The sequence below is a fragment of the Leptospira montravelensis genome (genome assembly GCF_004770045.1).
Lineage (GTDB): Bacteria > Spirochaetota > Leptospiria > Leptospirales > Leptospiraceae > Leptospira_A > Leptospira_A montravelensis.
On the sequence record NZ_RQFO01000017.1, the window covers coordinates 642,319 to 656,168 of the forward strand.

Annotated in this window: 10 protein-coding genes; 5 read left to right on the forward strand and 5 right to left on the reverse strand. The window is 38.7% G+C overall.

What is annotated here, in order from left to right; genetic code table 11:
- Positions 1 to 268 precede the first annotated feature (268 nt).
- Together leuS and EHQ31_RS16905 are read left to right on the forward strand one after the other, a co-directional pair.
- Positions 269 to 2,872, forward strand: a complete 2,604-nt coding sequence (leuS, locus tag EHQ31_RS16900) for a leucine--tRNA ligase (RefSeq protein WP_135572244.1) — start codon at positions 269 to 271, stop codon at positions 2,870 to 2,872.
- Positions 2,873 to 2,875: 3 nt separating this feature from the next.
- Positions 2,876 to 3,385, forward strand: coding sequence for a hypothetical protein (locus EHQ31_RS16905; RefSeq protein ID WP_135572246.1), 510 nt, complete (start codon positions 2,876 to 2,878; stop codon positions 3,383 to 3,385).
- Between the two features lie 157 nt (positions 3,386 to 3,542).
- Here the strand turns inward: EHQ31_RS16905 and EHQ31_RS16910 are convergent, their stop codons facing one another.
- The 3 genes from EHQ31_RS16910 to thrC are packed head-to-tail and all read right to left on the reverse strand — an operon-like array spanning position 3,543 to position 6,813.
- Positions 3,543 to 4,703: an LIC10486 family protein gene (locus tag EHQ31_RS16910; protein ID WP_135572247.1), complete on the reverse strand. Its 1,161-nt coding sequence runs from the start codon at positions 4,701 to 4,703 to the stop codon at positions 3,543 to 3,545.
- The gene (locus EHQ31_RS16915; RefSeq protein ID WP_135572249.1) at positions 4,703 to 5,413 is read right to left on the reverse strand and encodes a hypothetical protein; all 711 of its coding nucleotides are present in this window, start codon (positions 5,411 to 5,413) and stop codon (positions 4,703 to 4,705) included. The genes EHQ31_RS16910 and EHQ31_RS16915 overlap by 1 nt, the downstream gene beginning before the upstream one ends.
- Positions 5,414 to 5,466: 53 nt before the next feature.
- Entirely contained in the window at positions 5,467 to 6,813 is a 1,347-nt protein-coding gene (thrC, locus tag EHQ31_RS16920; RefSeq protein WP_135572251.1) for a threonine synthase, read from the reverse strand.
- A 95-nt stretch (positions 6,814 to 6,908) separates the two neighbouring features.
- Between thrC and lepB the strand changes: the two genes are divergently transcribed.
- Genes lepB through EHQ31_RS16935 form a run of 3 tightly spaced genes read left to right on the forward strand, consistent with a single transcriptional unit; the run spans position 6,909 to position 11,230 of the window.
- On the forward strand, positions 6,909 to 7,508 hold the full coding sequence (gene lepB / locus EHQ31_RS16925) for a signal peptidase I (protein ID WP_244247447.1): 600 nt from the start codon (positions 6,909 to 6,911) through the stop codon (positions 7,506 to 7,508).
- 2 nt (positions 7,509 to 7,510) lie between these two features.
- Positions 7,511 to 9,322 (forward strand): penicillin-binding protein, encoded by a 1,812-nt coding sequence (locus EHQ31_RS16930; RefSeq protein WP_135572253.1) that lies wholly within the window; start codon positions 7,511 to 7,513, stop codon positions 9,320 to 9,322.
- Positions 9,323 to 11,230 (forward strand): motility associated factor glycosyltransferase family protein, encoded by a 1,908-nt coding sequence (locus tag EHQ31_RS16935; RefSeq protein ID WP_135572255.1) that lies wholly within the window; start codon positions 9,323 to 9,325, stop codon positions 11,228 to 11,230.
- Positions 11,231 to 11,236: 6 nt separating this feature from the next.
- Here EHQ31_RS16935 and EHQ31_RS16940 read toward each other — a convergent pair whose 3' ends face one another.
- Both EHQ31_RS16940 and EHQ31_RS16945 read right to left on the reverse strand, forming a co-directional pair.
- Positions 11,237 to 12,289: an OmpA family protein gene (locus EHQ31_RS16940; protein ID WP_135572257.1), complete on the reverse strand. Its 1,053-nt coding sequence runs from the start codon at positions 12,287 to 12,289 to the stop codon at positions 11,237 to 11,239.
- A 62-nt stretch (positions 12,290 to 12,351) separates the two neighbouring features.
- The gene (locus EHQ31_RS16945) at positions 12,352 to 13,848 is read right to left on the reverse strand and encodes a sigma 54-interacting transcriptional regulator (protein WP_135572259.1); all 1,497 of its coding nucleotides are present in this window, start codon (positions 13,846 to 13,848) and stop codon (positions 12,352 to 12,354) included.
- Positions 13,849 to 13,850 lie beyond the last annotated feature (2 nt).

The following is a 13,850-nucleotide window of genomic DNA, read 5'->3' on the forward strand; positions in this document are numbered from 1 at the left end:
GATTTTTCGGAAGTTATGAACAGCACTGTCGATAAGCGGACTCATACAGGTAAATATAGAATGCTCGAATGCAATACAAAGATAAATACTGCAGACTTTATGAATGTGAAAATCAACAATCTTAAACCTTGTGCGGAATGCGGATCCGTCACGAACCTTTATCAGTACAATCTCTGTAAAGTTTGTCTCTCCAAGAGTTTCAAAAAGCTTGTAAAAATCATCGACTCCGTGAGAAAGTAGAATTACTACACTTTCTCTACGTTAGTCGATGAATTATCCATTCCAAGATATTGAACAAAAATGGCAAAAACACTGGGACGACCACCAGACCTTTCGCACAAACGCCCACTCAACTAAACCTAAATACTATTGTTTAGACATGTTTCCCTACCCAAGTGGCGCTGGCCTTCACGTAGGCCATCCTGAGGGATACACAGCTACCGACATCATTTCAAGACTCAAACGAATGGAAGGATTTGAAGTCCTACATCCTATGGGTTGGGACGCTTTTGGTTTACCTGCAGAAAGATATGCCATGACCACAGGGATCCACCCTCGCACGACAACTAAGAACAATATTGATACCTTTCGCCGCCAAATCAAAAGCCTTGGGCTTTCTTATGATTGGGAAAGAGAGATCTCCACAACTCACCCAGACTATTACCGCTGGACACAGTGGATTTTTTTGCAAATTTACAATTCCTACTTTGACAGAAAGTTAAACAAAGCTCTCCCGATTGCTGAACTCATCAAAACTTTGGAGTCGGAAGGTTCTGGATTTTTTGAAGGAAAAGAACTCCCCAAAGGAATTCAGTTCTCTGCCGCCGATTGGAAATCCAAATCACGCAAAGAAAAAGAAGATATTTTATCCCATTTTCGCTTAGTGTATGAAGCCAATATCCCAGTCAATTGGTGTGAGGCACTGGGAACCGTTCTTGCCAATGAAGAAGTAGAAGAATGGACATCCAAAGGGTATTCTGTAGAAAGAAAACCCATGCGCCAATACATGATGCGCATCACATCCTACGCCGAACGTTTGTTAAACGATCTTTCGCTTTGTGAATGGCCGACTTCCACTTTGGAAATGCAAAGAAACTGGATTGGAAAATCCGAAGGATTAGAACTTAGTTTCCACGTTCCGCGCGTTTCCAAAGACATCACTGTTTATACAACAAGACCTGATACGATTTTTGGAGCTACATACCTTGTTCTTGCTCCAGAACATCCACTTGTGGCAGAACTCACCACGGCAGAACAAAAATCTGCGGTTGAAAAATACCAAAAGGATTGTTCTTTAAAAAGTGATTTAGAAAGAACCGAACTCAATAAAGATAAAACAGGAGTTTTTACAGGATCTTATGCAAGTTTGCCAACAGATCCATCTGTAAAAGTTCCGATTTATATTTCCGATTATGTTTTAATTTCATATGGAACCGGTGCCATCATGGCTGTTCCCGCTCACGACCAAAGAGACTATGATTTTGCAGTGAAGTTCCAACTTCCGATCAAACAAGTGATCGATGGACAAATGGAACCAAATCTTGCTTTTGATTCAAAAGATTCTGTTTGTATCAACTCTTCTTCCGCAGAAATTACGTTAGATGGTAAATCTTACAAAGATGCCTTCCAAACCATGACGACTTGGGCCGAAGGAAAAGGAATTGGTCGTAAAAAAATCCAATTCAAACTAAGGGATTGGTTATTTGCAAGACAAAGGTATTGGGGAGAACCCATTCCTCTGGTTCACTTTGCTGATGGTACTCCAAAAGCTTTATCCGATTCCGAACTTCCTTTAGTATTACCTGACTTAGAAGAATTCAAACCTTCGGGAACGGGTGAATCTCCTCTTGCTTTAGCAAAGGATTGGCTTGTTTATACAGATCCTGTCACTGGCGAAGTGGGAAAAAGAGAAACCAATACCATGCCGCAGTGGGCAGGGTCTTGTTATTATTATCTTCGTTACATTGACCCAAGAAACAACGACAAACTCATTGATCCAGAACTTGAAAAAGCTTGGATGCCAGTGGAAGTATATGTAGGTGGGGCGGAACATGCCGTATTGCACTTGTTATACTCTAGATTCTGGCATAAAATTCTTTTTGATTTGGGTCATGTTTCTTCTCCAGAACCTTTCCAGAAATTGGTCCACCAAGGACTCATTCTTGGTGAAGACAAAGGAAAAATGTCCAAGTCTCGTGGAAACGTAGTTAACCCTGATGATGTGGTTTCAGAATTTGGTGCCGACACACTCCGTCTTTTTGAAATGTTTATGGGTCCGTTTGAGATGTCCAAACCTTGGAGTAAAAACGGTGTGGATGGGGTCTTTCGATTTTTAAATCGAGTTTGGAGACTTTTTCATTCTGGGGAAAACGAATCTTTCTTTGTAGAAGATATCGAACCAAATGAAGCAGAACTAAAAACACTTCATCGTACAATTAAAAAAGTAAAAGACGATATTGATAATTTCTCATTCAACACAGCTGTCTCTCAAATGATGATCTTTGTGAATGAATTCACAAGTAATCCGAGAAAACCCAAAAAAGTTTTTGAACCTTTTGTTCTCGCACTCTCCCCTTTTGCCCCTCACTTAGCTGAAGAACTTTGGGCCAAACTTGGACACAAAGAGTCTCTTGCTTACCATCCTTATCCGAAATGGGAAGAGAAGTATTTGGTAGATGCCAATATTACCATTGTGGTGCAAGTGAATGGAAAGATGCGAGGAGAGTTCCTTGCTCCTCGTGACATAGAAGAAAAAGAAGTTTTGACTCTTGCCAAAGCCGTCGAAAAAGCAAAACCATTCTGGGAAGGTAAAGAGATCAAAAAAGAAATTTATGTAAAAGGGAAACTCGTCAACATAGTTGTAGCGGGTTAAGTATTGAAACATTTAAAAACAATCTGTATTGTGGATCTCTTAGCAAGTTTTGTAATTGTCAGTACAACAATACAAAACAACCTCCAATTTTCTTCAGACCAGTCTTATGAAATTGTGATGGTCAAATTCTTAACAATTTTATCGATGTTAAACTTTGTTTTTGCAACATTTTTGAATTTTTATGTGATGAACGGAAAAAAAATAAGCAAAAATTTTATCTTAGTTTTTGCATTCATTCCAATATTCCTTACGTGCATGAATTTGATTTATAATTTTTACCAAACAGTGTATCTTAGCTATTTTAGCCAAGTGACTCAAGACTTCCAGCAATCTTTTGGGAACAATCACAAACTCATAAATACGGAAGAAACTGCAGAATCTATAGATCACTTTACAACACAATTATCGTTATTAGATATTTTATTCGTGTTTGGTTTTGCTGCCACTTTAGGAATCATTCGAATAACATGGAATATTTTCTGGTATAAAAAAATCTCTGAAAAGACTGGGTAGGCTTAAAAGAAACTTCGATAACCTTTCACGCCTCGCTGTTAAGATTTGCCTATCTAAGATAAATACACGATACATATGTTACACAAGTGTCTCGTTGGAGAAAAAGGTCCCGGTTACCGAGACCCAAAGGATAAAACTAATTTGTTTTAGTTACTTCTTACAAGATCACCATCACAAATAACAATACTCCAAAAAGTACAATCGTCACAAAAGCACCCATTAACATAAACAAGTTGGTTCCTGATGATTTTGATTCTTGAGCCTGTGCATTTCCAACTTTTTTCTTAGCGTTTTGACCCGCAGAACCTTTGTTTGTTCCACCTGTCATAGATGTAGGTTTTGGAATGGCAACTTTTACTGGGTGTTCTTCTATAGAATGCAGTAAATACCTGTTGGGACCTTCGGCAAAAATATGATATTCAGATTTGTTTCCTGCAATCCCTAAAAATTTACCAACCACTGGATCTTTAGAAATTTTACCTTCTTCATCAATGAGTCCAAGGATTTGTGCATTGGTAAGTCCTTCTGGAGTTTCCGTCGGAACGCGGAACAATATTTCCATACCTTCTACTAAATTATCAAACTCCACTCCATTGATCGGAGAGATAACCGTTTTCATATTCAATTCTTTTGGAAAGGATGTTCTATATTGCGCAATTTGACGTTCTAATGAAGAAAGTTCACCTTTGGCTGGTTCGGTGGAAATTCCTGGAACAGAAACTTCTTGAGCGGCAGCGGCTTCATCTTCAGGTTTTGGAATTGGTAATATGATCCCTTTCATTGGATTTTCATACCGAAACTTTGCTGTGGATAATTTGTCCACCTCAGCTTGTAGTTTTATATTTCTGCCTTTGGTTGCCATAAGGATTGGGTTTTCCAAAAGTTCCGAGATATGAGATGGATCTTTTTTTTGCCAAAGGGGAAGAAGTTCCTCTAACTTCTCTTTGGTGAAAGCTCTGTGTACCGCACGTCCGATGTTTTCAGAAATCGCAGGATCGTAACCTCCCGTTTTTCCGATATCACCCAAGTCAGTAGAAATTTGAACATGGTCGGCAAAAGTTCGAATTCTACGAAAAGTTGGCGAAGTTCCTATGACAGCATATAATTCCATGATATGTTTCCGAATGGAAGAAACTAGAATGAGAACCATTCCGTTCAAACTGTCCAAATCGATTTTTACTTTTACAAGATAACCATCTGTAATTTTACCTTGAAGAACTTCCTTGGCTTGTTCATCCGTAAATACGGCTTCTCTTGTCAGACCCATAAGGTCTGCTTGTCGTTTGAGTTGGTCAGCTTTTGTGTTTAATTCGGACATTATTCTATAAACAATTGTTCTTGTGTCTCCGCAGATTTAGGTAATCCACTTAAATGCACTTCCACACGAGCCACTGTTTCCTTTTTCCTTTCTGATGAATATATAGAGAGCAATCGACGATCAAAGCCAGACTGAGACAATAATATTTCTACCATTGTGATTCCCATCCCTGCTCCTTCCGTACTATCACCGTGTTCCATAAAGAACTCGAATAGATTATCATACTTTTTCGCATTAATAAACTTTTCTTTTACTCGTTCCGCTTCCACAGGCAATAATGGAAAATTATTTCTAATTTCCAGATCGATTTTATCATTTTTATAAATACAAGTGATCTTTACAAAAAGCCCTGATTCCTTCATTTTCTTTTTATAGGAAGGAAACTTTCTTTCATTCAAACTCGATTTAAAAAACCTCATCCCCTCTTCATAATCTAACAAATTTTGAATATTAAGTTTGAGTTCTTCAAAAATGATTCGTTTGATTGCCGCCTTAGTAGAATTCACAATGAGTTCCTTAGCAGCGGTATAAAAAAGTTCCATCAAATCTTCACGACCTAGGGAACTTAAAATTTGAGAGAGAATGTACTTTAGTTTCGCCTCACCAATATCCCCCATCACATAAGTGATCATAGAAATCTTTTTTCCCATCTCCACAGCTTGGTCCACGGAGGAGCAAAACTGGGGAGTTAGTTGGATCTCTTGAGACATAGCGGTAAACTGAAAAAATTTGCCAACATGTAGGGGATTTGTCTAGCGAATTATCATTTCTTCAGTTGTTTACCTAGGATTTCCATCACTCCACTTAAATTTGGTTTGCAAGGTTGGATTCGGTTTTTGAGTTTCTCATCAATGTTAGGGATTTTCCCTTCATGAAACGCAAGTTTGAATTCAGTGAACTTGAGTCCATTCGCAGTAGAAATCACAACCACCGACTCACCTTTCCCCACCACACCCGATTCTACCGATTTCAAAAGTGCCGCAAGAGCCACACCTGTATGTGGATCATTGTAAAGTCCGTATAAATCTCCGCGAGCCGCTGCATTGGCCAACTCTTCTTCTGTGGCAACTTCCACAACCCCATTGAATTTCTTTAAAACTCGAATGGCTTTTTTGACTGAAACAGGATCTCCAATTTGGATCGCAGAGGCTAAAGTTTTTTCCGCAGTCACAGGAGAAAAGTCCGCAAAACCTTTCTTAAACGATTCATAGAGAGGACTTGCATTTTTTGCTTGGGCCAAAATGATCCTTGGTAATTTATTTATCAGTCCAAGTTCCAACATCATTTCAAATCCCATTCCGAGGGCTGAAACGTTTCCTAAATTTCCACCAGGAATCACTATCCAATCCGGAACTTTCCAACCTAACTGCTGTGTGATCTCAATGGAAATAGTTTTTTGCCCTTCAATACGAAGGGAATTCATTGAGTTTGCAAGGTATATGGATTTTTCTTTGGTGAGTTCTTTCACCACGGCCATACAACCATCAAAGTCTGTTTCGAGTGCCAAAACAAGGGCCCCATTGGACACGGGTTGGATGAGCTGTGCCGTTGATACTTTGTTAGCTGGTAATAAAATAATAGAAGGAATTCCCGCTTTGGCAGCATAGGAAGCAAGAGCCGCAGAAGTATCCCCCGTGGAAGCGCAAGCTACCGCCTGGATGGGTACACCGTCTGCAATCATTTGTTTGACCTGGCTCACAAGAACCGTCATTCCTAAGTCTTTAAAAGAGCCGGTATGCGAGACTCCGCATTGTTTGACATGAAGGCTTGCCAGTCCCAAATCTTTTGCAAAACGGGAAGCGTCATACAAATGAGTAGTTCCTTCCCCTGAAGTCACAATATTTTCATCCTGAATTCCAGGAAGGACCCATTCCTTTTTCCCCCAAACTCCCGAGGCATTCGGGAACTGGCTAGAACGGAACCGAGTTTCAAATTCTGATTTCCAATCGGATGCGGAAACTTGTTTGAGACTGTCTATATCATGTTCGACATTTAAAAGTTCCCCGCAAGCTTCGCAGGAATAAATCACTTGGTGGAGGGGATAGGTTTTGCCACAAGATTCATTGGTACAACGAAACTGTGCTCGGAATTGATATTTTGTAAGTGACATAGACTTCTCTAGGCTTCAGATTTACGGAAAGTTCCTTTTCCATTCTTGAGAAAGGGGAAAAATGCACGAATGATTTTTATCGTTTTTTGATGGATATGGAAACAGAAACACATTCTCCCCGCTGGTGGGTCAAATTCAAACGGTACACGCGCCGTGGACTTTTGCTCTTTCTTTTCCTTTGTTTCCTCCTTTTTGTGAGAATCTTTTTATTCCAAATTTATTCCATCCAAGGAAATTCCATGTATCCAACCTTAGAACATGGGTCGGTGGTTTTTGTTTGGAAAGGTGGATTTGCCATTTCTGCCAAATTTTTTGGTACTCCCCTTCTCTATACAGATCCAAAAATCGATAAACTAGATTTGGTTTTATTTGTAAGCCAAGAAGATGAATTAGTCGTCAAACGAGTGATAGGTTTGCCTGGAGAATTTTATTCCATCGAAGCAGGAAGAGTTCTTATCGATTCTAAAGAGTTATTAGAAAACTATCTGCCGAAAGGAACCTATACAAGTGAACCGAGTACATCAATTTTTCTCAACCGACATAACTCACCCTTTCTTGCAATGGACAAACAAGGAAGGATTCCTCCTGATTACTATCTACTCTTAGGTGACAACAGACAATATTCAACGGACTCACGTTCGTTTGGACTGGTCCCTGTTGAAAAAATCAAAGGTAAAATAATTTTCTATTTCTAACGATGACAGAATACAAACAACGTTTTAAGTATATAATTCTATTTATCCTCTCCCTGTTTGGGATTTTACTTTTCCGCGTGATTTATCTCACTTACTTCAACGATAATATCATCAATTTAAAGTCGAGTAAGTATGTACAACGTGGAACCATTTACGATAGACGAGGGATTGAACTAGCGATTTCTCGTGAGTCGGCCACCGTTGGAATTGATCCCACAAATATTTATGACCCCGAACTCACCGCACAAGAGTTAGGCCCAATTCTGGGAATTCCTTCAAACAAACTGATTGAAACTATAAGGGATAAACAAAATTACTTTTTATTAAAAAGAGAAATTGAACTTACCAAAGCAGAAAAAATCAAAGCTTTGTCTCTTCCTGGTGTTCGAGTAGAAAAAGAATACAAACGAATTTATCCACAAGGTAGTTTGGCCGCAAGTTTACTTGGTTTTACTGGTTATGATGACGACAAAGCACTCTCAGGCCTTGAGATGTTATACAATTTGGAGTTGTTATCCACACCCGATGCAGAGTCTAGTAAAGGAAACAATATCCACCTAACTATCGATAGCATCATTCAATACCGACTAGAAAAATCATTACAGAAAGCTTTTCTCCAAACCGCTTCCAAACGTGGAATCGGAATGATTATGGATACAGAAACAGGAAAAATTTTAGGGATGGCATCCTATCCTAATTTTGATCCTAACCATTTCCAAGATTTTCCTTTAGAATCTCATACTAATTGGTCCATTCGTCATGTGTATGAACCGGGATCTACAATGAAAATTTTCATTGCCCTTATGTTACTCAATGAAGGAAAAATCCTCACCAATGAAAGGTTTCATTGTCCCGGTTATATTGAAATTGGAAAAACTATCATTCGATGTACGGACAATCATGGCCATGTCAACTTAGATGAAATTTTACAATACTCTTGTAACGTAGGAATCATCAAAGCTGCACAAAAAATTGATGAAGCAACTTACTATAATTATATGGAAAAATTTAAGTTTGGAAAACGAACTAATTTTTCTATCCACGAAGCTAAAGGATATTTACCTCCCTTAAACAAATGGAACAAAAGTACACCTTACTTTTTATCCATAGGCCAAGGACTTTCTGTCACACCCATCCAACTCATCACGGCTGCAGCGGCAGTTGTGAATGGTGGGATTTTATTTGAACCTTCGGTTGTGTCTCAAATTACCAATTCTTATGGGGAACTGGTACATGAGTTTTCAATAAAAAATGAATTACTCGGAATCAAAGAAGGGGCTGCCAAAAAAACATTAAATGCAATGGGCAAAGCTGTCTCTCAAGGAACAGGGAAAAAAGCCTATTTAGAAAACTACTTTATTGCGGGAAAAACGGGAACTTCACAAAAAGCAAAAGCAGGAGCGGGATACCAAGCTGGTCTTTTTACCGCGAGTTTTCTTGGATTTTTTCCCGCAGAAAAACCCAAGTATGTGGGTCTCATTGTTTTTGATGAACCAGGGGGAGAGGCCCATACAGGTGGTGGGATTGCAGCACCTGTCTTTCGTGAGGTGGTGGAAAGTATTATTCCGATTGTGGAAAAAAGTGAGAAGGCCCTGGTTTACCGCTTAAAAGGCGAAAGAAATAAAATCTATAAACTGAATCCCAATGTGATGCCTGATCTAACTGGATTTACAGCATCCGAAACCATTCAAATTGTAAAACAACTACAACAAGAATATAAAATCGAAGGATCAGGCTTTGTCAAATCACAAGAACCAAAAGCAGGATCTCCACTTTCACCCAATACTACGATCAAAATTATTTTGGAACCATAAGTGAACCATTCGTATTTGGAAAAAAATCTAGCGGCTATACCATCTCCATTAGCAGAAGTAATTCTAAATTTAGGAAATCCATCCGAGACTACGAATTCATTAGATTCCGAATCAAATTATACTTACCAACTAACAAAATCTAAAACAGGAGATCCTACATTAGAATTAGATGGAGTTTGGATTCATAGTCGGTTTGATCCCAAAAAAGAAGCAGAACGATTTGCCACCGAACTTCCCCATGACGGAAGTGAACGCATTTATTTATTATTTGGTGCAGGTCTTGGTTATATCATTCCTTACCTGATAGAAAGACAAAAAGTAACCATCATTTGGATGGAACCACATACGTTTTTTATTAAGGAATCATTTCAAATTTTTGATTTTTCCAAACCATTATTAGAGGGAAAACTAATCCTCATCACAGGCGAAGGAATGGAAGACCAACTTTCCGAATCAGTCAAAGGAAAGGGTACACATCCTATTAGTTTTGTTCCTCATCGTGGCTCTTGGCAATGGAGAGAAACTGATTATTTAAAACTTCGTCATACCGCCGAACAGATGTTTCACAAAAAAGATGTGAACCTTGCCACCCTCACTCGGTTTGAAAAAATCTGGGCTAAAAATATTTGTTATAACCTTCCCGAATTGTCTAAGTTTCGTCCTATTTCTGATCTATTTGGAATCGCAGAGGGAATCTCTATTGTAGTTTGCGGGGCAGGTCCTAGCCTTTCCGAATCCATACCAGAGCTAACAAAATATAGAAACCAATTTCTTCTCCTGGCAGTAGATACAGCTCTTCCCATCCTCACCTCTTTCGGTGTTGATCCTGATTTGATTTTTTCTGTTGATCCACAGGCCCTAAACAGCCAATACTTGGAAGATTACTCGGGAGATGGGATTCTTATTTTTGATCCTACATCTACCTATTTGAGTTTACGATTAGACAAAGGACCAAACAAGGGTTTTGTGACCTCTTCCCCTTTTCCTTTGATTGGTCTACTGGAAAGAACTGGACCCAGTGAAATTGGTTCCGTTCCGTTTGGTGGTTCCGTATCCACCAATGCCGCAAGCCTAGCCACTCTGATGGGTGCAAATTCTATATTTTTAGTGGGCCAAGATTTGAGTTTTACCAAAGGTCTTGCTCATTCCAAAGGGGCGGTCCTCGAAGAACGATTGAACTATTTAGAATCTAGAAAATTTCGGCGCGAAAAACATAACTACAAACAGCTGTTTGCTTTGCCTCAAAAAAAAGTCACCGGTAACTTGGGTGAAACGTATATCACCAATGAAAAGATGTTAATCTTTAAAAAATGGTTCGAAGACCATGCCAAAGAAAATCCTTGGACCAATCTCACCAAGTTTGGTGCCAAACTAGAAGGAATCCCTCATTCCCATTTTGAAAAGGAATTTTCCAGTGATGAAAACGAAATAAAAATCCAAACCAAATTAGTACAATCTGTTCGAAACCAAATCCAATCTCAATTGAAAACGGAAAATCCTTTTTTCGATCAAAAACTATTGGTTTCCGAAATCAAATCCACAACAGAAAGTTTATTGGATTTTGCATCCACTGTGAAACGAGGACTCACAGTTTCGGAACGGATTTACAACCAAATCAAAAGAAACCAAATCAATCCCAAAACTTTTTCCGAAGATATCAAACAAATGGATGCAATTGATGAACAAGTATCTGGGAAAAAGGGTTTGAACGAAATATTAAGTTTAGGAATCCAAAGGGTGATTTTAACCATCACGGAAGGTTATGATGACAATCTGACATTGGAAGAAAAAGAAAATCCAAGGCTTGCGGTGGCAAAAAAATCTTTGTTATTGTATGAAGGATTGTACGCATCCGTTCAGTCCACCAAACGGATGCTCACTAAGTCTCTCTATCGACTGTTGAAATGAATGTAACTATTCGTTAACTGATAAAACTGTAAAATCAACCCGTCTATTTTTGATTCTACCAGCTTCTGTAGAATTAGATTCTATTTCTGCAGTCTCACCAAACCCGCGATAGTCGAGTTGTGTCGCGCTGACACCATTTTTTACAAGTTCATCAAAGATAAATTTGGCCCGTTCATCGGATAAAATTTTGTTTTCATCCATTTCACCAATAAAACATGTATGTCCTTTGATTCGAATGCGAACTCCAGGATAGGCCTTTAGTGCTTCTGCCAGAGTGGCAATTTTATCACTCGCGCTATCTTCTGTTTGCATACTTTGTTTGATAAAACGAATTTGTAAATCATTGATATAACGAATGGCCGAAGCTCTGGATTCAAATCGGTTAGATATCTTACCTTGGGATAATTCCACTCGTTCCAAAGATCGTGTTCCTGTTGGTTCCGGAGAAACATTTGATTCTTGGTTTATGTTATCTGAGGATTTTGAACTACGATTGCAACTTCGGATTCCAAAAATGATGAGAACAATAAAAAATACAAATATCAAACTGAGTAAAATAATTCTTCCAAGTCGATTTTGTTTTGGTGTGATTTGAAATTTATTTAAAGCAACTAGTTCATTGTATTCAGGTGTAGGCGCTATTTCGTCATGCGATGATTCCCCAAATTCATAACTTTCCGTATATGGAGTGAATCCTTCATCGGAAGCTTTTACAGCACGTGCGGAACTTCTTTTTGTCGTGTTTTCTTTTTTCGCAGATGCCTTAGTTGAAGATTTTTTCTTTGCAGCAGGAACAGAAATTTTTGCTGCCCACTTACGAATTTCCGAACGAAGGTATTCATCAGCTTCAGCGCTAAACTTAAAATTATCTCGAATGTATTTTACAGTGCGTTTTTCTACTTCTGTATAATCGCCACCATCTTTAATGGCATCAAATAATGTTTTAGCAATGTTTTTGCCAATAGGAGCTTTGCTACGTTTGGTGGCTTTTTCTGCAATTTCTAACAATTCATTATCATATTGTTTACCACTAATGGTACGGTAATAACTATCTGCCACGTGAAAGCTCCTTAGTAATCATATCGACAGGTAAGGCCAATCTATCCATTCTTTTCTGGACTTTAGGTGTTGAATCCGTCCAGAAATTGGTTATTTTTGATCTTATATTGCAAAGAACCTCGGCTAATTCCTAGAAGTTTGGCTGCCTCTTCCTGAGTAGAGACTCTTTGGAAGGCTTCTTTAATCCAAATTGCCTCCAATCGTTCGATAGCAATATTGAGAGATAAATTTTCCGAAGGAGATAGAATGTCTGATCCTATACCGAAACTCTGAACCTTGGTTTGAGCCTCTGGTTCACGTTTCCCATCTTGTGAAAAGGAATGAGGTTCGAGTACCGTTTCTGGTGGGACAAGCACAGCATACTGAATGACACTTTGTAATTGCCGAACATTTCCACTCCAAGGCATTCCGGTAAGTGTTTTTAATGCATCCGTTGAGAATGTTTTGTTACGTCCATATTGTTTGTTGTATTGGTATAAAAAATGATGAGCAAGAAGTGGAACATCGCCTCTTCTTTCCCTTAGCGGAGGCACCCTTAAAGGAACTTCTGCTAGGCGGTAATACAAGTCCATAGAAAACGTTTCTTTTTGAATATCTTCTAATAAATCTCTTTTGCTACCTGTAAAAATCCGAATATTTAAAACCTCCTCCTTCTTTTTGACAGAAGGGTTAGGCATCGTTTTATCTCTTATCGTATGAAAGAGTTTTGTTTGTAAATTGGATGGTAAATCTCCAATAGATTCAATGTATAAGGAACCACCGTTGGCTTGTTCCAATTTTCCTGGATTATAAATTTTTCCACTTTGGGATCCAAATAACTCTGCTTCCAATAATTCAAAACTAAGCCCCGAACAATCAACCGTAAGAAACGGTCCGTTTTTTCTTTGAGAGATATAATGTAAGGCTTTGGCGACTAGTTTTTTACCAGCCCCTTCTTCTCCAATGATCATGACGGATGTATCAGAGGGGCCCACTTGACGAATTCTATGTTTTAAAAACAAAATACTTGGATCATAACCAAGTATTTCTTCAACAGGATCTTCTTCTCGTTTGGATTTTTCAAAAGCTTCTTTCGCAATTCGCTCTTCTAAAATAACAATCGTTAATTGGGAAGCAAATAATGTGGCTTGGTTGATGATATCGGATGAGAAAAAATTCACCTTATCCGATTCTAAGTTTAAAACTCCAACAGTAGAATCTCTAGTTAACAATGGAATCGCAAGTTCGGAACGAACGGTTTCGATGAGTTTTACATAGTCTTTATCTAAAGTCACATCGGGAACATAGATAATTTCCCTGGAGGAGGCAGCGCGACCCGTCACTCCCAAGTTAAATGGAAGTTTGGCGGCAATTTTTTTCTCCCAATCCATCCCTTTGGCCGCAACAATGGTGAGGACTTTTTCCTCCTGGTCCATAATGGAAATACTACCGGTAGAGGCTCCAAACAAAGTCAGAGTCATGTCCAAAATGAAATTCAATCGATCCGTAATATTCGGAAGTTGTTGAATTTCTTTTTGGATTTTCCTTAGAGTACCGGAAATATCCTGTTTTACAGACATTT